Below are 19,471 nucleotides of genomic sequence, written 5' to 3'. Positions count from 1 at the left end.
CCATGACAGGTGCACAGTGGGTAGTTCAGGCTTTACGCGCGCAGGGTGTCGACACAGTGTTTGGTTATCCTGGCGGAGCAATCATGCCAGTGTACGATGCGCTCTACGATGGCGGCGTGGAACATCTACTGTGTCGTCATGAACAAGGTGCGGTGATGGCAGCGATCGGTTATGCGCGTGCGACCGGCAAAACCGGGGTTTGCATTGCGACTTCCGGACCGGGCGCCACCAACCTGATCACCGGACTGGCCGATGCGATGATGGATTCCGTTCCGGTTGTCGCCATCACCGGGCAGGTCTCTTCAGCGTTTATCGGTACCGACGCCTTTCAGGAGATCGACGTTCTTGGCCTGTCATTAGCCTGCACTAAACACAGCTTCCTCGTTGAATCGCTGGATGATTTACCCTCGGTGATGGCGGAAGCTTTCGCCATCGCGCAGTCCGGCCGTCCGGGACCGGTACTGGTCGACATCCCCAAAGATATTCAGATTGCCAGCGGTGACCTGACGCCGCACCTGCTGCCGGTTGAAGAAGCACTGAGCCACTCACCGCAGCACATTGCCGAAGCGCGCGCGCTGATGGCGCAGGCGCAAAAACCGATGCTGTATATCGGCGGCGGTGTCGGCATGGCGCAGGCCGTCCCGGCGCTGCGGGCTATGGCGCAGGAGACCGGCATCCCGATGGTTTCTACCCTGAAAGGCCTGGGCAGCGCCGAAGCCAGCAGCGATCTCTATCTCGGTATGCTCGGCATGCACGGCACCAAAGCGGCCAACCTGGCGGTGCAATCCTGTGATTTGCTGATTGCCGTCGGCGCACGTTTCGACGACCGCGTCACCGGTAAGCTGGATACCTTCGCGCCGCACGCCAGCGTCATTCATATTGATGTCGATCCGGCGGAATTAAACAAACTGCGTCGCGCTCACGTTTCACTGCAGGGCGACCTCAACCAGGTGTTGCCGGCGCTGAGCATGCCGCTGCAGATCGACGGCTGGCGTACTGAAGTTAAAGCGATGAACGCGGAGTTCGCGTGGCGTTACGACCATCCTGGCGAGGCGATCTACGCGCCGCTGCTGCTGAAGCAGTTGTCAGATCGTAAACCTGACAGCGCGGTGGTAACCACCGACGTTGGCCAGCACCAGATGTGGGCGGCGCAGCACATGCGCTTCAGCGCGCCGGAAAACTTCATCACCTCCAGCGGTCTGGGCACCATGGGCTTTGGGCTGCCGGCTGCGGTAGGCGCGCAGGTTGCCCGTCCGGATGACACCGTTATCTGCGTGTCCGGTGACGGCTCAATCATGATGAATATTCAGGAGCTGGGCACCATCAAGCGTAAGCAGCTGCCGGTAAAAATCCTGCTGCTGGATAACCAGCGTCTTGGCATGGTTCGCCAGTGGCAGCAGCTGTTCTTTGATGGCCGCTATAGCGAAACCATCCTCACCGATAACCCCGATTTCCTCACGCTGGCCAGCGCCTTTGATATCCCAGGCCAGCACATTAGCCGTAAAGATCAGGTCGACGCCGCGATAGATGCTCTGCTGAACAGTGAAGGTCCTTACTTCCTGCATGTTTCGATTGATGAGCATGAGAACGTCTGGCCATTGGTACCGCCGGGTGCCAGCAACGCAAACATGATGGAGAAAACCGCATGAACCAGCATCAATTGTCTATCGAAGCTCGCTTCCGTCCTGAAATATTGGAGCGCATTTTGCGTGTCGTCCGCCACCGTGGCTTCCAGGTGTGCTCGATGAACATGGCATCTGCGATTAACGCCGAGAACATTAATATCGAGATGACCGTTGCCAGCCAGCGCTCGGTCGATTTACTGTCTTCGCAGTTAAGCAAACTTATGGATGTCGCTTGTGTCGAGATCCAGCAACAGACATCACAACAAATCCGCGCTTAGTCGCCAAAGGAAATAGCAATGAGTACGAAGAAAGCAGACTTTATTTGGTTCAACGGGGAGATGGTTAAGTGGGAAGACGCCAAGGTTAGCGTCATGTCTCACGCACTGCACTACGGTACTTCTGTGTTTGAAGGCGTACGTTGCTACGACTCACACAAAGGCCCAGTGGTGTTCCGTCACCGTGAACACATGCAGCGTCTGCATGATTCCGCCAAGATCTACCGTTTCCCTATCGCCGCCAGCGTTGATGAGCTGATGGAAGCCTGCCGCGAAGTGATTCGCGTGAACAAATTGAAGAGCGCTTACATCCGCCCACTGGCGTTTGTTGGCGACGTAGGCCTGGGCGTGAACCCACCAGACGGCTACACCACCGACGTGATCATCGCTGCTTTCCCATGGGGTGCTTACCTGGGTGCTGAAGCACTGGAAAATGGTATTGATGCGATGGTTTCTTCCTGGAACCGTGTGGCACCAAACACCTTGCCAACAGCGGCTAAAGCGGGCGGTAACTACCTTTCCTCACTGCTGGTGGGCAGCGAAGCGCGCCGCCACGGTTATCAGGAAGGTATCGCTCTCGACACCAACGGCTATATTTCAGAAGGTGCGGGTGAAAACTTGTTCGAAGTGAAAGATGGCATTCTTTTCACGCCGCCATTCACTTCTTCAGCGCTGCCGGGCATCACCCGTGACGCCATCATTAAACTGGCGATCGATCTGGGTATCGAAGTGCGTGAGCAGACCCTGTCGCGCGAATCGCTGTATCTGGCTGATGAAGTGTTCATGTCTGGTACTGCGGCAGAAATCACCCCAGTGCGCAGCGTTGATGGCATTCAGGTTGGTGCCGGCAAACGCGGCCCAGTGACCACCAAAATTCAGAGCGCCTTCTTCGGCCTGTTCACGGGCGAAACCGAAGATAAGTACGGCTGGTTGGATCAGGTTAATCCATAACAAGACCGTTACGCGGGTGCAGCTGCGCCCGCGTCATATTTCAGACTGGAGTAAATAGAGCATGCCTAAGTACCGTTCTGCCACCACCACCCATGGTCGTAACATGGCGGGTGCACGCGCCCTGTGGCGCGCCACAGGAATGACCGACGCCGATTTCGGTAAACCGATTATCGCCGTGGTTAACTCATTCACCCAATTCGTGCCGGGCCACGTGCACTTGCGCGATATGGGCAAGCTGGTGGCTGAGCAAATCGAAGCCGCCGGTGGTGTCGCCAAAGAGTTCAACACCATCGCGGTGGATGACGGTATCGCCATGGGTCATGGCGGCATGCTGTATTCACTGCCTTCGCGCGAGCTGATCGCCGACTCTGTGGAGTACATGGTTAACGCGCACTGCGCCGATGCCATGGTGTGTATTTCTAACTGCGACAAAATCACCCCGGGCATGTTGATGGCGTCACTGCGCCTCAACATCCCAGTGATCTTTGTTTCCGGCGGTCCTATGGAAGCCGGTAAAACCAAGCTGTCCGACAAAATCATCAAGCTGGACCTGGTCGATGCGATGATTCAGGGCGCCAACCCGAACGTCAGTGACGCCGATAGCGATAAAATCGAACGTTCTGCCTGTCCGACCTGCGGTTCGTGCTCCGGTATGTTCACCGCCAACTCCATGAACTGTCTGGCCGAAGCGCTAGGTCTGGCGCAGCCGGGCAACGGTTCACTGTTGGCGACTCACGCCGACCGTAAAGAGCTGTTCCTCAACGCCGGTAAACGCATCGTTAGCCTGACCAAAAAGTATTACGAGCAGGATGATGAGCGCGTACTGCCGCGCAACATCGCCACCAAAGCCGCGTTTGAGAACGCGATGACGCTGGATATCGCCATGGGCGGTTCCACCAACACCGTTCTGCACCTGCTGGCAGCGGCGCAGGAAGGCGAAATCGAATTCAATATGTCGGATATCGATCGCCTGTCGCGCAAAGTGCCACACCTGTGCAAAGTGGCGCCGAGTACGCCGAAATATCACATGGAAGACGTACACCGCGCCGGTGGCGTTGTCGCCATTCTGGGCGAGCTGGATCGTGCAGGGCTGATCGACACCACTGCGCGCAACGTTTTGCAGCAGAGCATGCGCGAAACCCTGGATCAGTACGACATCATGCTGACCAAAGACGAAGCGGTGAAGAAGATGTTCCGCGCCGGTCCAGCCGGTATCCGTACCACTCAGGCCTTCTCACAGGATTGCCGTTGGGACACGCTGGATGATGACCGTGTAGAGGGTTGTATCCGTACCCGCGAACACGCGTTCTCTCAGGATGGTGGCTTGGCTGTGCTGTACGGCAACATCTCCGAAGATGGTTGTATCGTAAAAACCGCCAGCGTGGATGCAGAGCTGTTGACCTTCAAAGGCCCGGCAAAAGTCTACGAAAGCCAGGATGATGCGGTAGAGGCGATCCTCGGCGGTAAAGTGGTGGCCGGTGACTGTGTGGTGATCCGCTACGAAGGACCAAAAGGCGGTCCGGGCATGCAGGAAATGCTGTATCCAACCACCTACCTGAAATCGATGGGACTGGGCAAAGCCTGTGCGCTGATCACCGATGGCCGCTTCTCTGGTGGTTCTTCTGGTCTCTCTGTGGGACACATCTCGCCTGAAGCAGCGAGCGGCGGCACCATTGCGCTGATCCAGGATGGCGACATGATCGAGCTGGATATCCCGAACCGTCGTATCCATCTGGATCTGCCAGACAACGAAATCCATGCTCGTCGTGAAAAAGAGCTGGCGCGTGGCGAAGCAGCTTACACCCCGCACAATCGCGAACGTGCTGTTTCCTTCGCGTTACGCGCCTATGCATCCCTCGCGACCAGCGCTGACAAAGGCGCAGTACGCGATAAGTCCAAGCTGGGAGGCTAACAACTGATGGCTGAGTCTCAACCGCTACCCGCGTCGCCTAATGGCGCGGAGTATCTGCGCGCAGTGCTGCGTGCGCCTGTGTATGAAATTGCCCAGGTCACGCCGCTGCAAAAAATGGAAAAAATTTCATCGCGTCTCGGCAACACCATTTTGGTGAAGCGCGAGGATCGCCAGCCAGTACACAGCTTTAAGCTGCGTGGGGCGTACGCGATGATTGCCGGACTGACTGAAGAGCAAAAAGCACGCGGCGTGATCACGGCTTCGGCCGGCAACCACGCGCAGGGTGTGGCGCTTTCAGCCAGCACGCTGGGCATCAAATCACTGATTGTGATGCCGTTGGCCACGGCAGACATCAAGGTTGATGCAGTGCGCGCATTTGGCGGTGAGGCTTATCTGTTTGGTGCTAACTTCGACGAGGCAAAAGCCAAAGCGATTGAGCTGGCCGAGCAGCAGGGTTATACCTTTGTGCACCCGTTTGACCACCCGGCAGTGATTGCCGGGCAGGGCACGCTGGCGATGGAACTGTTGCAGCAGGATGCGCATATTGATCGCGTATTTGTGCCGGTCGGTGGTGGCGGTCTGGCGGCGGGCGTGGCGGTGCTGATCAAACAGCTGATGCCACAAATCAAAGTGATCGCGGTGGAGTCGGAAGATTCGGCCTGCCTGAAAGCGGCGCTGGATGCCGGCGAGCCAGTGGATCTGGCGCGTGTCGGGCTGTTTGCTGAAGGTGTAGCGGTGAAGCGCATTGGCAGCGAAACCTTCCGCCTGTGCAAAGAGTATCTCGATGACATCATCACCGTGGACAGCGATGCCATCTGCGCGGCGGTGAAAGACCTGTTCGAAGATGTGCGTGCGGTGGCGGAACCTTCGGGTGCGCTGGCGCTGGCGGGCATGAAGAAGTACATCCAGCAGCACGACATCAAAGGCGAGCGGCTGGCGCACGTGCTGTCGGGCGCCAACGTCAACTTCCACGGTCTGCGCTATGTCTCCGAGCGCTGTGAGCTGGGTGAACAGCGTGAAGCGCTGCTGGCGGTCACCATTCCTGAGCAGCAGGGCAGCTTCCTGCGTTTCTGCCAGACGCTGGGCGGTCGTGCGGTAACTGAGTTCAACTACCGTTATGCCGATGCCGACAACGCCTGCATCTTTGTTGGCGTGCGTTTAACGCGCGGCCTTGAAGAGCGCAGCGAGATCATAAGCCAGCTGACTGAAGGCGGCTATCAGGTGGTGGATTTGTCAGACGATGAGATGGCGAAGCTGCACGTGCGCTACATGGTGGGTGGACGCCCGTCAAAACCGCTGCGTGAACGGCTCTTCAGCTTCGAATTCCCGGAAGCGCCGGGCGCGCTGCTGAAGTTCCTGCAGACGCTGGGCGCGCACTGGAATATTTCGCTGTTCCACTATCGCAGCCACGGCACCGATTTTGGTCGCGTGCTGGCGGCGTTCGAGATCAACGACAAAGAGCCGGATTTCGACACTCACCTCAACGCGCTCGGCTATGAGTGGCACGACGAAGCCAGCAATCCGGCATTTCGCTTCTTCCTCGCCGGCTAAACTACAGCAGGTGCCAGAAAGCATTAATCAGCGGCTCCCCGAGCCGCTTTTTTTGTACGCATACGCCAAGCTCCAGCGGCGCCACCGATTCGACATTTTCAAGCGTCAGCACGCGATTGCGCACCGGTTCCGGACTGTTTTCCAGCACCACATCCGGCAGCAGCGCGATGCCGCAGCCGAGCGCCACCATCGACACAATCGCCTCATGGCCAGACACCGTGGCGTAAATCTGCGGGTTGGCAATGCGGTGGCGGCGAAACCATAAATCAATGCCGCGCCGCGCCGGCCCCTGATCCGGCAGGATAAAGGGAATCTGCGACCAGTCCGGCTGTTCCTGCGTCGCCTGGCTGCGCACCGGGCAGGGCAGCGCCGGGGCGATCAGCACCAGCGGGATTAAACCCAGCGGTGTAAAATCGATGCTGGCGGGCAGCGACTCCGGCCGGCCAGCGATGGCCAGATCCGCTTCGCCGGACTGCACCATTTCAATGGCATCAGCAGCGTCGCCGGTGGTGAGTTTAATTTCCACCTGCGGATGCTCCGCGCGAAAGCGGTCGAGAATCGGCGGCAGATGGCTGTAGGCGGCGGTTACCGAGCAGAACAGGCGTAGCTCGCCGCTCAGCGACGGGCCGTTCAGGTCCATGACATGGCGCAACTGCTGATACTGCAGCAGGGTCTGCTGAGCGAACTGACGCAGCCGCTCGCCGGCTTCGGTCAGCGTCACGGTGCGGTTGTCGCGCAGGAACAGCGCGTGTCCGACATCCTCTTCCAGCCGCTGAATCTGGCGTGATAATGTCGACGGGCTGACGTGCATGGCGCGCGCGGTGCGGCCAAAGTGGCAGCTTTCCGCCAGGTGAAGAAACAGTTTCAGGTCTCGTAAATCCATGCGCGTTTTGCCCTCAGCGTGATGTTGCAAATTCTGCAATGTGACGTTGTTAATATATCAATTTAAGCAACAGATTTCCTGTCATATGATGGGGTCATTCGCGGCGCTAAATCCGGCACCGTTACTGAACAAAAGCAAACACAACATCTGAGCGGAGTACCCATGGCTAACTACTTCAACACATTGAATCTGCGCAATCAGTTAGCGCAGTTAGGCAAATGTCGCTTCATGTCGCGCGATGAATTCGCGGATGGCGCTAGCTTCCTGAAAGGTAAGAAAGTGGTCATCGTCGGCTGCGGCGCGCAGGGCCTGAACCAGGGTCTGAACATGCGTGACTCTGGCCTCGATGTGTCTTACGCACTGCGCGCTGAAGCCATTGCTGAGAAGCGTGCGTCGTTCCGTAAAGCCACCGAAAACGGTTTTAAAGTGGGTACTTACGAAGAGCTGATCCCGCAGGCGGATCTGGTGGTTAACCTGACACCAGACAAGCAGCACTCTGCCGTTGTGCAGGCCGTTCAGCCGCTGATGAAAGACGGTGCCGCGCTGGGTTACTCTCACGGTTTCAACATCGTCGAAGTGGGCGAGACCATCCGTAAAGACATCACCGTGGTGATGGTGGCACCGAAGTGCCCGGGTACCGAAGTGCGTGAAGAGTACAAACGTGGCTTCGGCGTTCCAACGCTGATCGCTGTTCACCCGGAAAACGATCCAAAAGGCGAAGGCATGGCGATTGCCAAAGCCTGGGCTGCAGCCACCGGCGGCGACCGTGCAGGCGTGCTGGAATCGTCCTTCGTGGCAGAAGTCAAATCAGACCTGATGGGCGAGCAGACCATTCTGTGCGGTATGCTGCAGGCCGGTTCACTGCTGTGCTTCGACAAGCTGGTGGCTGAAGGTCACGACGCGGCGTACACCGAGAAACTGATTCAGTTCGGCTGGGAAACCATCACCGAATCGCTGAAGTTTGGCGGCATCACGCTGATGATGGATCGTCTGTCTAATCCGGCAAAAATCCGTGCTTACGCGCTGTCTGAGCAGCTGAAAACCATCATGGCACCGCTGTTCCAGAAGCACATGGATGACATCATCTCGGGTGAATTCTCTTCCGGTATGATGGCTGACTGGGCGAACGACGACAAAAACCTGCTGACCTGGCGTGAAGAGACCGGTAAAACCGCGTTCGAAAATGCCCCGCAGTTCGAAGGCAAAATCGACGAGCAGGAGTACTATGACAAAGGCGTGGTCATGGTCGCGATGGTGAAAGCGGGCGTTGAGCTGGCATTCGAAACCATGGTTGACGCGGGCATCATCGAAGAGTCGGCTTACTATGAATCGCTGCACGAGCTGCCGCTGATTGCCAACACCATCGCCCGTAAGCGTCTGTATGAAATGAACGTGGTAATTTCCGATACCGCAGAATACGGTAACTACCTGTTCTCCTTCGCAGCCGTTCCGCTGTTGAAAGAGTTCATGACCACGCTGCAGCCTGGCGATCTGGGCAAAGCGGTGGAAGGCACGCAGGTGGATAACGCGCAGCTGCGCGACGTGAACGAAGCGATCCGCCAGCATCCAATCGAAGCCGTTGGCCGCAAACTGCGTGGCTATATGACCGACATGAAACGCATCGCCGTCGCGGGCTAAGGCACGCGAGACACAGTTTTCAGCCCAATCAAACCCCGGCTTGCCGGGGTTTTTTTATACCTTATGTCTGGGGGCAGAAGGGTTTTTTCACCCTCACCCTGGCCCTCTCCCGCTGGCGGGAGAGGGAACCGTTCGGTGCGGGCTGATGTTTCTGCACTTATCCATCAACACCGCGCGGATACTCCCTCTCCCGTTTACGGGAGAGGGCCGGGGAGAGGGCCAGGGTGAGGGACACACCGCACGATCCCCACACCGCCAATAAAAAACCCGGCCGGAGCCGGGTTCTGTCAACACGCAATCAATCACACCGCTTCATACAGCGTCTGATGGCGTGTCTCTTTACAGGCGATCAGCGCGATCAGCGTCAGCACTGCCATGGAGGCCAGATAGAAGCCCACCGCCTGCAAGCCGTAGTTCGCATTCAGCCAGGTGGCAATATAAGGCGCCACCGAGGCGCCAAGAATCGACGACAGGTTGTAAGAGAACGACGCACCGGTATAACGAACTTCGGTCGGGAACAGTTCTGGCAGCAGCGCGCCCATCGGGCCGAATGTCAGACCCATAATACTCAGGCCGAGCAGCAGGAAGCCCATCACCAGAATCTGCGAGCCGGAGCCGAGCAGCAGCGGGAACATCAGCGCAAAGGCGATGATCATCAGCGTAATGGTGATCATCGTTTTGCGACGGCCAAAACGGTCCGCCAGCAGGCCGGCAATCGGCACCATCACGCCAAAACCGATGACCGCCACCATCAGCATCCACAGGAAGCTGTTACGCGAATAGCCGAGACCAACAGGCGCCGGCGCGGTGCCGTAGCTCATCGAATACACCGTCATAATGTAGAAAAGTGTATAGGTCGCCAGCATGATAAACGTGCCAAGAATGGTCGCGGTCATATGCTTGCTCAGCAGCGTACCGATAGGGATCCGCACCTGTTTCTTCTCTTTCTGCACTTTGGCAAACACCGGGCTCTCATGCAGCGATACGCGCACATACAGGCCGATAATCACCAGCACCGCAGAGAGCACAAACGGCACGCGCCAGCCCCAGTTCATGAACTGCTCATCGGTCAGCAGCCACGAGAGCAGCAGGAACGTGCCGTTGGCAAAGAAGAAGCCAATCGGTGCGCCCAGCTGCGGGAACGAGCCGTACAGCGCGCGTTTCTTCGCCGGGGCGTTCTCGGTGGCCAGCAGCGCCGCGCCGCCCCATTCGCCGCCCAGTCCCAGGCCCTGACCAAAACGCGCCAGCGCCAGCAGCAGCGGTGCCGCCACGCCAATGGTCTGATAACCCGGCAGCAGGCCGATCAGTACGGTAGAAACGCCCATGGTCAGCAGCGAGGCAACCAGCGTCGCTTTACGACCCACGCGGTCGCCAAAGTGACCAAACAGCGCGGAGCCAATAGGGCGCGCAACAAAGGCGATAGCGAAGGTCGCCAGCGATTGCAGTGTGGCAACCGTAGCGTCACCCTGCGGGAAGAAGATATGCGGAAAAACAATTACCGCGGCGGTGGCATAGATATAGAAATCGAAGAATTCGATCGCAGTGCCGACCAGCGAGGCAACTACCACTTTACTGCGTGAGTTAACCGGTGTGCCGTCGTGTGGTTGGTCGGGTGTTTCGGAGATGGAGGCTTGCATAACTGTTTCTTAATTGTAAATGTAAACAAAGAATCTTACGCACCTGTTTTGCCGCATTCAATGACGAAAAACCGCGTCAGACCGGGCTTTGGCGGCGAAAAAGAGGATAATTTCTGAGTTACGGCAATCGGCGGCGGATGGGAAGGAGAAGCGCGGCTTTTCTGGCGTGATTCTCTGCAAAAGGGCCAAATAAAAGTGACCCTTTAGCGTTTCCTGCTGGTTTTTGCTGCTTTAGTAGCCAGCAGGAAACATTTTTTGCTGTTGCGGCAAATGTAACTGAATTGTCGCGTTAGGCAGAGTGATGCGGCTGCGACATCTCGGGATCATCCTTGTATTTTGCGGTGGCGATCCACGCGGCGCAGAACAGCGTCAGACGCGCGAAAAAGTAGAAGAAGGCCATCAGCCCCAGCACCGATCCAAAGGCGGCACCGGAGGGCGACGTCGCCAGCTTCGGCAGCGTCAGCGTCATAACAAACTTGATCACCTCAAACCCAATCGCCGCCAGCAGCGTACCGCGCAGCAGCGCTTTTTTGCGTGGCTTGTGGCGCGGCAGAATCCAGAAAATCCACAGGAACAGCAGATAGTTGGCAAAGATGGAGATCGACAGCGCGATGATGGTCATCGCCGGCCGCAGCCACTCGATATCGCCCAGCCCCAGCGCATTCACGATCGCCGCCTGCGCTGCGCCGGCAATCGAGGTCAGCGACAGCGTAATCACCAGCGCCAGCATCAGACCCAGCAGCGAAACCAGGTCGCGCAGATATTTCTTCCACCACTTTTCCTGGTCATCGGGCTTGCGTTCCCATACGTCACGCGACTGGGCGCGTACCGCTTCGCGCAGGTTACCCATCCAGTTAATGCCGGAGTAGAGCGCCAGCAGCAAACCGGTCAGGCCGACAGTCGCGCGCTGCTGAATCGCGGTATTGACGGTATTTTTCAGCGTGGTCGCCAGCGTCGCGTCGCTGATGCTGTTAACGATTTTGTTGATCAACTCAGAAAGCAGGTCCTGATTGGACGCCAGCACAAAGCCGACCGCCGCAAAGGAGACCATCAAAATCGGTATCAGCGAAAGAAATGAAAAATAGGTGATCGCCGCACCAAACTGGCTGCCGAGGCGATCGTTAAAGCGCTCCAGCGCGCGCAAAAAGTGCGCCACTGCCGGGATCGCCTGAAACCAGGCGGCAAAGCGTGAGACGCGCCTGATCGAGCCATCCACCGTTTTGTTCCCGGTTTTGATATCAATCAGCGGCTTAGCTTCAGCCGCTGAGGCTTTTGTCGTTTTGTCCGTCATAGACCTTCTGCATCCTGTTCACAGCGAAAATAAAATTATAGCTTGCCCGTTCAGGTCACGTATTCCTGCAGCACCTGACTCAGCCACTCCATAAACACCCGCACGCGGCGCGCCACGTTGCGACGGTGAGGATAGAGCAGGGAAATCGGCATCGGTTTGGCCGGGAAGTGGTGCAGCACTTCGACCAGCTGGCCGGATTCCAGCAGCGGCTGCACGCCAATCGCCGGTACCTGAATAATGCCCAGCCCGGCGATACAGGCGGCGCGATAGGTTTCGGTGCTGTTTACCGTCACCACGCCGCCGGTCTGAACGTAATGGCACTGTTTGCCATCAAAGTACTCAAAGCCCGGCGAGGGCTGCCCCAGCTGTTGGGTATAGTGCACCATGGCGTGCTGGCCGAGATCGTCCAGTCGCACCGGCATGCCGAAGCGGGAAAGGTAGCCAGGGCTGGCGCAGTTGATCAAGGCGTGCGAGCCAATTTTTCGCGCAATCAGGCCGGAATCTTTCAGTTCGCCAACGCGTAACACGCAGTCAAAGCCCTCGCGAATCACATCAACCTGGCGATCGCTGCTGCTCAGCTCAATCTCCACGCCCGGATAGTGCTGCAAAAACTCCGGCAGGCGCGGCAGGATAAAACCGGTCGCCATCGCCACCGACATATCGACGCGCAGCTTGCCGCTCAGCGTGGCAGGATCGTGCTGGAACAGGCTGTCCATATCATCCAGCATCGACAGCAAATCCAGGCAGCGATCGTAATACACCAGGCCATCCTGGGTGAGATGCACGCGGCGCGTGGTACGGTGCAGCAGGCGTGTGCCCATCTGGTTTTCCAGCGCCTGCAGCTGGCGGGACACGCTGCCCTTGGGTAAACCCAGACTCTCAGCCGCGCGGGTAAAACTGCCCATTTCTGCCACCCGCACAAACACCTGCATAGCGTGAATTTTATCCATGTTGTTCACCGATTGTTGTTGTTAGTGAAACAGTGCTGTGTATTCCCCTGCGTTTATAGATCAATTATTCGCGAATATCCTTAATCCGTGTTCAATTTTCCAACCGGAGCGAAACATGTCTCATAAAATTGCATTGATTACCGGCGGTAACCGCGGTCTGGGCAAGAATGGCGCGCTAAAACTGGCGGCTAAGGGCGTCGATATTCTGTTTACCTGGCGCGGTCATGCTGAAGAAGCGCAGGCGGTCGTGAAGGAGATTGAGGCGCTGGGCGCGCGTGCGGTGGCGCTGCAGCTGGATGTGGGCGACAGTAAACAGTTCGATGACTTTGCGGCGCGGGTCAAAGCAACGCTGAACGAAACCTGGCAGCGCGACAGCTTTGATTATTTAGTGAACAACGCTGGCCATGGTCATTACAAGCTGCTGGCCGAAACCAGTGAAGAGGAGTTTGATGCGCTGGTGAATGTGCATTTTAAAGGGCCGTATTTCCTGACGCAGAAACTGCTGCCGCTGATCGCCGATGGTGGACGCATCCTGAACATTTCCAGCGGTCTGACGCGCATGACGCTGCCGGGTTCAGGCACTTACGCCGCCATGAAAGGGGCGATGGAAGTGCTGACGCGCTATCAGGCGAAGGAGCTGGGCGAGCGCCGCATTCGCGTCAACATTCTGGCACCGGGGGCGATTGAAACCGACTTTGGCGGCGGTCGCGTGCGCGACACCAAAGATCTGAACGCGCATATTGCTTCAGTGACCGCGCTGGGCCGCGTTGGTCTGCCGGATGACATCGGTGATGCCATCAGCGCGATCCTGAGCGACGAAACCGGCTGGATTACCGCCCAGCGCATCGAGGCCTCCGGCGGTCAGGCACTGTAAAAACATCGCGCTGCGACCGGATCGTGTTAACGAACGGAGCAGCGCCCGTTTTACACCTCAATCGTTCCATCAATCAGGGTGAGGGTTTGCCCGCCGATCCAGATTGTCTCACCGGCAAAACGCACCACAATGCGACCGGCACGCTGGATGGCGCTGCCCTGACGCGCGCAGTAATCCTGCCGCTGGCCCTGCGCCGCCAGATAGCGTGCCAGACAGGCGTTAGCGCTGCCGGTGACCGGATCTTCGACCAGGCTACCGTTCTCGACCAGCAGCGCGCGTAGCTCGTACTGCGCCTCTGCGTCCTGCGGCAGCGGGCCAAACAGGGCGATGCCGTTCACACCCGCATGCTGCTGCAGCCGCAGTAAATCGTCCGCCTGGGTGACCACCTCCAGCACCGCCTGCGCGCTGCTCATCGGAATTAACAGCCAGCGAATCCCCATATCCGCCACGGCTGGCGTCTGGCTGAGATCGAACGCGTCACTGTGCAGTGCGCTGCTCATGAGCGCATCACTGAACGGCGTCAGGCTGGCGTCCGGCGCGGCAAAGGCCAGCGTACCGTCAGCGCCAATCTGTACCTCCACCAGGCCCACGCCGCACTCCTGCACGATCTTACCCGCTGTTTTCAGGGGCCAGCCGGCTTCCAGCAAGGCATGCGCGGTGCCAAGCGTGGGGTGTCCGGCAAACGGCAGTTCGCCGCCAGGCGTAAAGATGCGCACACGATAGTCGGCTGTGGCATCCTGTGGGGGCAGCACGAAGGTGGTTTCCGACAGATTGGTCCAGCGTGCGATGGCCGCCAGCTGTGCGTCGCTCAGACCCTGGGCATCCATAATCACCGCCAGCGGATTGCCGCTGAACGCACCTGTGGAGAACACATCCACTTGTTTAAACGCCACCTGCATGTTCGCTCCTTTCCTCATTGAGGTTGTCTGAAATCCGGATTTACATCCTGCTGATTGCTTAAGGCGTCTAACAGGACTATGAATAGATTAACAATTCTGCCAGCGGAGTCCGCTATGTTAAAAATTCTGGGCCGTAACTCGTCAATCAACGTTCGTAAAGTGCTGTGGCTCTGTTCAGAGCTGGATATTGCCTGGGAGCACGAGCCGTGGGGTGAAGACCCGCAGTCGTTGCACTCACCGCAGTTTATGGCGCTCAATCCCAACGCCATGGTGCCAGTGATCATCGAAGATGACTTCGTGATGTGGGAGTCCAACGCGATTCTGCGCTACCTCGCCAACAGCAACGGCGGTGAATGGCTCTACCCGGATAATCCGCGCGCGCGTGCGCCGGTCGATCAGTGGATGGACTGGCAGGCCACCGAGCTCAACACCTCATGGCGCTATGCTTTTATGTCGCTGGTGCGCAATTCGCCAGCCCATCAGGATCCGCGCCTGCTGGCTGCCGCCATCAAAGGCTGGAGCCACACCATGGGTATTCTTAATCAGCAGCTGGAAAAAACCGGGCGCTACGTCGCGGGCCGAAACTTTACCCTGGCCGATATTCCGGTTGGCCTGGCGGTGAACCGCTGGTTTGAAACCCCGCTCGACCATCCGGACTTTCCTGCCGTGCAAACCTATTATGAGCGCCTGACGGAACGCGAGGGTTACACCACCTGGGGCCGCAACGGTAAGCCCTGATCCTGACCCGGCGCGATACCGGTGATTTCACAGGCCAGCGCGCCGGTGCGTTTCAGTGCCCAGGTGTAACGCTCATCAAACGGATAGCAGCAGGAGAGACGCAGCGCATGGCGATAGCGATCGCTCAGTGAATAGAGCGCGCCCGGCGTGACGCAAATTTGCTCCTGCAACAGGCGATGGAACATTTCCACCGTGTCAACCTTGCCCGGCAGCTCGACCCAAAACACAAAGCCGCCGCGCGGCAGGGTAGCGCGCGTGCCCTGCGGGAAGTGACGGGCAATGATGCCGCGCGCCGCATCCAGATTGGCGGCATAGCGACGCCGCAGCGAACGCAGATGGTGATCATAACCGCCGCTGGCGAGGAATTCGGCCAGCGTTTCGCTCAGCAGTTTTGATTCGGTCATCGACGATACCGCTTTCAGCCGCGCAATCGCCGGGTGGAAGCGGCCGGCAGCCGTCCAGCCCACGCGAAAATCGGGCGCGACGGTTTTGGTGAAGCTGGTGCAGTAAATCACCCAGCCGTCGCGGTCAAAAGCTTTGACCGGCGGCGACAGCGGCCAGTCAAACTGCAATTCGTCATACAGCCCATCTTCCAGCAGCGGAACGTGGTAAGTGTTCACTAACTTCGCGAGACGCTTTTTATTTTCCAGCGGCATCACGTAGCCCAGCGGATTCTGCGCGCCCGGCATGGCGATCAGCGCCTGAATGCGCTGCTCCTGTAGCAGCATCTCCAGCGCGTCCAGCGACAGGCCGTTTTGCGGATCGGTGGGGATTTCCAGCGCCTTCAGCCCGAGTGAGGCCAGCAGCGGGAACAGAAAGAAGTAGGTCGGCGATTCAAGCCCGACGCAGTCGCCCGGCTTCGTCACCGCACGCAGCGCCAGCTGCAGCGCTTCCATGCAGCCGTGGGTCAGGGTGATGTCCGCAACAGTCAGGTTCAGGCCGGTGTGCAGGCTACGGCGCGCAATCTCCTCCCGTAAGCGCTCACTACCCGGCGGAAGCGCATAACGACCAATGATGTCGTTATCGCGGCGAATAAGGGAGGCGGTAATGCGTCCCAGTTTCGCCGCCGGAAACAGCTCACTATCCTGCGGGCAGGCCAGCGAAATATTGGTGTAGTCGGGGTGATTCTGCGCGGCGAACACCTGCTCGATCAGTTCCAGTTTTTGCGTGCTGGGGTCATTAACGCTGGCGCTCATCGGCCTGAGCGGTCGCGTCACCGCGGGCAGCACGCCGCGCACGTAGTAGCCCGACTGCGGACGGGCTTCTATCAGGCCGCGATCTTCAAGAATATGCCAGGCACTTAACACGGTATTGATGCTGACCTGGTGCGACTGTGCCACGCGCCGGATGGCCGGCAGGCGCTTACCCGGCTTCAGCGTGCCCTGATGGATAGATTCGGCAAAACTGTCCGCCAGCTGCTGGTACAGCGTCTGGCCGGATGAGAGAGGAAGGGACACAAAAGCCTCCGCGCGCGATAGGTACAATTTAAAATTGCCTTAACTGTATCCATCACAATAGTGATTTTGTGTCTCTGTTGCCATTGTAATTTGCGCATTAGCATGGTGCTTCGTTGATTCTCAGGGAAACGCACCATGCTCGATCCATCCTTCTTTAGCTACGTTACGGTGATGTCGATTACACCGGGTCCGAACAATCTGTTACTGGCCACGTCCGGCGTCAATTTTGGCTTCCGGCGCACGCTGCCGATGCTGTTTGGCATCCTGCTCGGCTGTGCGTTACAGATGCTGCTGGCGAGCGTGGCGCTGGAGCTGCTGTTGCACTGGATGGCGTCGGTGCGGTTGCCGCTGACGGTGGTGGGATGCAGCTATCTGCTGTGGCTGTCGTGGAAAATCTTCCGCGCCGGTGCGCCGCAGCTGCGCGAACGTCCGCGTCCGATGACCCTGCTGGGCGGCGTGTGTTTCCAGGCGGTGAATCCCAAAGCCTGGCTGATGGTCACCAACGTGGCGCTGATGTACGCCAACAGCAACGGTGTGCTGGCGGTGCTGCTCGGCTTCGCCGCCCTCAACCTGCCGTGCATTTTAATCTGGGCAGCGCTGGGCGATCGGCTGCGCCATCACCTGCAGATTGCGTGGAAACGTCAGGCGTTCAATACGCTAATGGCGCTGTCGCTGGTGGCAACCACCGGCTGGATGCTGTATGACGCGCTGCTGTTGAGCTGATGCCACGGCGTTGGATGGCGCGGTAAGCAGGGGCACAATATGGGGGGGCTGGTCAGTTAACGAAGCCGTACGACGCACCCTGATGTAGCGGCGCGATTTATCGCGCAATGTGCAATGTATTGTGCCGCTAACAAACGCGCGCTTCCTGGTGAATAAATCCCTGGCTGAACCGTCAGGGATTGCATCATCCAAAAGGCGACACCGTAATCAAAAAAAGAGGCCGCGATTGCGGCCTCAGTCAGGTTTGTATTTACCGGTGAAGGGACAGGCGTCGCCGCTTACTTGCCCACCACATGGGCGGTTTCACGGCCTTCGTCGTTGGCGGCTTCCGGCGTGATGACCGGTGCGTAATCCAGCTGCAGCACGCGACTGGTTTCGGCCAGCACCTTCTCGGTCAGCGCCACGTCGCCGTTCAGCTTGCGGCCCCACGACGGGATTACCGCGCGGATTTTGGTTTGCCACTCTGGCGAGCGCATCTGCTCCGGGAACACTTTCGCCATCAGCTCCAGCATAATCGGTGCTGCGGTGGAGGCGCCTGGTGACGCGCCCAGCAGCGCAGAGATCGAGCCGTCGGCCGAGGTGACCACTTCGGTACCGAGACGCAGCACGCCGCCCTCTTTCTCATCATTTTTGATGATTTGCACGCGCTGACCGGCCGTGACCAGCTTCCAGTCTTCCTGTTTTGCCTGCGGCACATAAGCGCGCAGCGCTTCCATACGATCGTCATCGCTCTGCAGCACCTGATCGACCAGATATTTCACCAGATCGAAGCTTTTCAGCCCAACCTGCATCATCGGCAGCAGGTTACTGCTGTTCATCGCGCCGAACATATCCAGCAGCGAGCCCTGCTTGAGGAATTTGGTGGAGAAGGTCGCAAACGGGCCAAACAGCAGCACCTGCTTGCCATCCAGTACGCGGGTATCAACATGCGGTACCGACATCGGTGGTGCGCCCACGCTGGCTTTGCCGTACACCTTCGCCATGTGCTGCGCCACTACGTCCGGGTTTTCCGTGACGAGGAACGAGCCGCCCACCGGGAAACCGGCGTAGCCTTTTACTTCCGGGATGCCGGTTTTTTGCAGCAGCGGCAGCGCCGCACCGCCGGCACCGATAAACAGCTGGCGCGCGGTCAGCACCCGCGACTCACCGCTGGCGAGGTTGTGCAGGCTTACCTGCCAGCGCCCATCGCTCAGGCGCTTGATATCGCGTACTTCCTGACGCAGACGCAGGCGGAAATTCTCTTTCTTCTCCAGCGCGGCAATCAGCTGGCGCGTCACTTCACCGAAGTTAACGTCGGTGCCCATGTCGGTCCAGGTGGCGGCCACTTTCTGCTTGCGGTCACGCCCGTTCATCACCAGCGGAATCCACTCAGCGATCTGGTCACGATCTTCGGAATAGTTCATGCCGCGGAACAGGGTGCTTTTCTGCAGCGCCTGGAAGCGCTTGCGCAGGAAAGCGACGTTTGCCTCGCCCCAGACAAAACTCATGTGCGGCGTGCTGTGAATAAAGCTTTGTGGATTACTCAGGTTGCCTTTCTGTACGTGATACGCCCAGAACTGGCGGGAAATCTGGAAGGATTCGTTAATCGCCACCGCTTTGGCAATGTCGATGCTGCCATCCGCTCTTTCGGGCGTATAGTTCAGCTCGGCCAGCGCCGCGTGGCCGGTGCCGGCATTGTTCCAGCCGTTAGAGGATTCGACCGCGACATCATCCAGCCGCTCGACCATCTCAATCGACCAGTCTGGCTCGAGATCCTGCAGCCAGGTGCCTAAGGTAGCACTCATCACGCCTGCGCCGATCAGCAGGACATCTACGTCTTTTCGTTCCTGAAGGTGTGTGCTTTCCATGCCAGCGGCGGCTAGCGCCAGATTTACCGCAGTGTTGCTCATGAGGCGACATCTCCTCTCTGTTGCCCTGAAGCTCAACAGGTTCGCAGGCGAAACAGCCACGCTTTTTGCAAGCGCGTTGCGCTATTTCTCAAAGGTTAAGACTCAGGTTTAAGCCATAGGTGTGATAACGGTTAACTGCACGTTATGCATATGCATTTGAATATAACATTCTCGTATC

General features: G+C 58.3%; 16 protein-coding genes. 9 read left to right on the top strand and 7 right to left on the bottom strand.

The features are described from left to right. The first annotated feature begins 2 nt into the window (after window positions 1-2). The 5 genes from ilvG (at window position 3) to ilvA (ending at window position 6,314) form a co-directional block, all read left to right on the top strand. Window positions 3-1,649 (top strand): acetolactate synthase 2 catalytic subunit, encoded by a 1,647-nt coding sequence (gene ilvG, locus QMM04_RS12580; RefSeq protein ID WP_282996280.1) that lies wholly within the window; start codon window positions 3-5, stop codon window positions 1,647-1,649. Further along, on the top strand, window positions 1,646-1,903 hold the full coding sequence (gene ilvM / locus QMM04_RS12575; RefSeq protein ID WP_034820026.1) for an acetolactate synthase 2 small subunit: 258 nt from the start codon (window positions 1,646-1,648) through the stop codon (window positions 1,901-1,903). The genes ilvG and ilvM overlap by 4 nt, the downstream gene beginning before the upstream one ends. An 18-nt stretch (window positions 1,904-1,921) precedes the next feature. After that, entirely contained in the window at window positions 1,922-2,851 is a 930-nt protein-coding gene (locus QMM04_RS12570) for a branched-chain amino acid transaminase (protein WP_034820022.1), read from the top strand. Window positions 2,852-2,912: 61 nt separating this feature from the next. Beyond that, window positions 2,913-4,763 (top strand): dihydroxy-acid dehydratase, encoded by a 1,851-nt coding sequence (gene ilvD, locus QMM04_RS12565; RefSeq protein ID WP_282996279.1) that lies wholly within the window; start codon window positions 2,913-2,915, stop codon window positions 4,761-4,763. 6 nt (window positions 4,764-4,769) lie between these two features. After that, the gene (gene ilvA / locus QMM04_RS12560) at window positions 4,770-6,314 is read left to right on the top strand and encodes a threonine ammonia-lyase, biosynthetic (protein ID WP_282996278.1); all 1,545 of its coding nucleotides are present in this window, start codon (window positions 4,770-4,772) and stop codon (window positions 6,312-6,314) included. Window position 6,315: 1 nt separating this feature from the next. On the opposite strand, the gene ilvY is transcribed toward ilvA, so the two are convergent. Then, complete coding sequence (gene ilvY / locus QMM04_RS12555; RefSeq protein WP_021507913.1) at window positions 6,316-7,197, bottom strand: HTH-type transcriptional activator IlvY; 882 nt, start codon at window positions 7,195-7,197, stop codon at window positions 6,316-6,318. A gap of 162 nt (window positions 7,198-7,359) precedes the next feature. Between ilvY and ilvC the strand changes: the two genes are divergently transcribed. Then, entirely contained in the window at window positions 7,360-8,835 is a 1,476-nt protein-coding gene (ilvC, locus tag QMM04_RS12550; RefSeq protein ID WP_021507912.1) for a ketol-acid reductoisomerase, read from the top strand. A 302-nt stretch (window positions 8,836-9,137) separates the two neighbouring features. Here the strand turns inward: ilvC and QMM04_RS12545 are convergent, their stop codons facing one another. The 3 genes from QMM04_RS12545 to QMM04_RS12535 form a co-directional block, all read right to left on the bottom strand. Beyond that, the gene (locus tag QMM04_RS12545) at window positions 9,138-10,472 is read right to left on the bottom strand and encodes an MFS transporter (protein ID WP_021507911.1); all 1,335 of its coding nucleotides are present in this window, start codon (window positions 10,470-10,472) and stop codon (window positions 9,138-9,140) included. 289 nt (window positions 10,473-10,761) lie between these two features. Beyond that, the gene (gene yhjD, locus QMM04_RS12540) at window positions 10,762-11,763 is read right to left on the bottom strand and encodes an inner membrane protein YhjD (protein ID WP_282996277.1); all 1,002 of its coding nucleotides are present in this window, start codon (window positions 11,761-11,763) and stop codon (window positions 10,762-10,764) included. A 50-nt stretch (window positions 11,764-11,813) separates the two neighbouring features. Further along, window positions 11,814-12,713, bottom strand: coding sequence for a LysR family transcriptional regulator (locus QMM04_RS12535; protein ID WP_031279769.1), 900 nt, complete (start codon window positions 12,711-12,713; stop codon window positions 11,814-11,816). Window positions 12,714-12,828: 115 nt separating this feature from the next. Between QMM04_RS12535 and QMM04_RS12530 the strand changes: the two genes are divergently transcribed. Further along, a complete protein-coding gene (locus QMM04_RS12530; protein ID WP_021507908.1) occupies window positions 12,829-13,587 on the top strand; it encodes an SDR family oxidoreductase in 759 nt (252 codons plus the stop codon). A gap of 50 nt (window positions 13,588-13,637) precedes the next feature. On the opposite strand, the gene QMM04_RS12525 is transcribed toward QMM04_RS12530, so the two are convergent. Continuing rightward, window positions 13,638-14,486 (bottom strand): PhzF family phenazine biosynthesis protein, encoded by an 849-nt coding sequence (locus tag QMM04_RS12525; RefSeq protein ID WP_282954928.1) that lies wholly within the window; start codon window positions 14,484-14,486, stop codon window positions 13,638-13,640. Between the two features lie 114 nt (window positions 14,487-14,600). On the opposite strand from QMM04_RS12525, the gene QMM04_RS12520 reads away from it, so the two are divergent. Then, a complete protein-coding gene (locus QMM04_RS12520; protein WP_021507906.1) occupies window positions 14,601-15,224 on the top strand; it encodes a glutathione S-transferase in 624 nt (207 codons plus the stop codon). Here the strand turns inward: QMM04_RS12520 and QMM04_RS12515 are convergent. Beyond that, window positions 15,191-16,681 (bottom strand): PLP-dependent aminotransferase family protein, encoded by a 1,491-nt coding sequence (locus QMM04_RS12515; protein ID WP_058775178.1) that lies wholly within the window; start codon window positions 16,679-16,681, stop codon window positions 15,191-15,193. The genes QMM04_RS12520 and QMM04_RS12515 overlap by 34 nt on opposite strands. A gap of 135 nt (window positions 16,682-16,816) precedes the next feature. Here QMM04_RS12515 and QMM04_RS12510 point away from each other — a divergent pair, with 135 nt between their 5' ends. Next, the gene (locus QMM04_RS12510; protein ID WP_058759374.1) at window positions 16,817-17,404 is read left to right on the top strand and encodes a LysE family translocator; all 588 of its coding nucleotides are present in this window, start codon (window positions 16,817-16,819) and stop codon (window positions 17,402-17,404) included. Between the two features lie 278 nt (window positions 17,405-17,682). Here the strand turns inward: QMM04_RS12510 and mqo are convergent, their stop codons facing one another. Beyond that, a complete protein-coding gene (mqo, locus tag QMM04_RS12505; RefSeq protein ID WP_021507903.1) occupies window positions 17,683-19,293 on the bottom strand; it encodes a malate dehydrogenase (quinone) in 1,611 nt (536 codons plus the stop codon). Window positions 19,294-19,471 lie beyond the last annotated feature (178 nt).

Source organism: Pantoea sp. Pa-EAmG (genome assembly GCF_030024295.1).
GTDB lineage: Bacteria > Pseudomonadota > Gammaproteobacteria > Enterobacterales > Enterobacteriaceae > Pantoea > Pantoea dispersa.
Note: the sequence above shows the minus strand (reverse complement) of the source record. Positions and strands in the feature narration are given on the sequence as shown.

Bases quoted from the DNA above. Each gene is read 5' to 3' on its own strand.
- ilvM (WP_034820026.1), top strand. From the start codon at position 1,646: ATGAACCAGCATCAATTGTCTATCGAAGCTCGCTTCCGTCCTGAAATA.
- QMM04_RS12545 (WP_021507911.1), bottom strand. From the start codon at position 10,472: ATGCAAGCCTCCATCTCCGAAACACCCGACCAACCACACGACGGCACA.
- ilvD (WP_282996279.1), top strand. From the start codon at position 2,913: ATGCCTAAGTACCGTTCTGCCACCACCACCCATGGTCGTAACATGGCG.
- ilvY (WP_021507913.1), bottom strand. From the start codon at position 7,197: ATGGATTTACGAGACCTGAAACTGTTTCTTCACCTGGCGGAAAGCTGC.
- ilvG (WP_282996280.1), top strand. From the start codon at position 3: ATGACAGGTGCACAGTGGGTAGTTCAGGCTTTACGCGCGCAGGGTGTC.
- ilvC (WP_021507912.1), top strand. From the start codon at position 7,360: ATGGCTAACTACTTCAACACATTGAATCTGCGCAATCAGTTAGCGCAG.
- mqo (WP_021507903.1), bottom strand. From the start codon at position 19,293: ATGAGCAACACTGCGGTAAATCTGGCGCTAGCCGCCGCTGGCATGGAA.
- QMM04_RS12530 (WP_021507908.1), top strand. From the start codon at position 12,829: ATGTCTCATAAAATTGCATTGATTACCGGCGGTAACCGCGGTCTGGGC.
- QMM04_RS12520 (WP_021507906.1), top strand. From the start codon at position 14,601: ATGTTAAAAATTCTGGGCCGTAACTCGTCAATCAACGTTCGTAAAGTG.
- QMM04_RS12510 (WP_058759374.1), top strand. From the start codon at position 16,817: ATGCTCGATCCATCCTTCTTTAGCTACGTTACGGTGATGTCGATTACA.
- ilvA (WP_282996278.1), top strand. From the start codon at position 4,770: ATGGCTGAGTCTCAACCGCTACCCGCGTCGCCTAATGGCGCGGAGTAT.
- QMM04_RS12570 (WP_034820022.1), top strand. From the start codon at position 1,922: ATGAGTACGAAGAAAGCAGACTTTATTTGGTTCAACGGGGAGATGGTT.
- QMM04_RS12525 (WP_282954928.1), bottom strand. From the start codon at position 14,486: ATGCAGGTGGCGTTTAAACAAGTGGATGTGTTCTCCACAGGTGCGTTC.
- yhjD (WP_282996277.1), bottom strand. From the start codon at position 11,763: ATGACGGACAAAACGACAAAAGCCTCAGCGGCTGAAGCTAAGCCGCTG.
- QMM04_RS12535 (WP_031279769.1), bottom strand. From the start codon at position 12,713: ATGGATAAAATTCACGCTATGCAGGTGTTTGTGCGGGTGGCAGAAATG.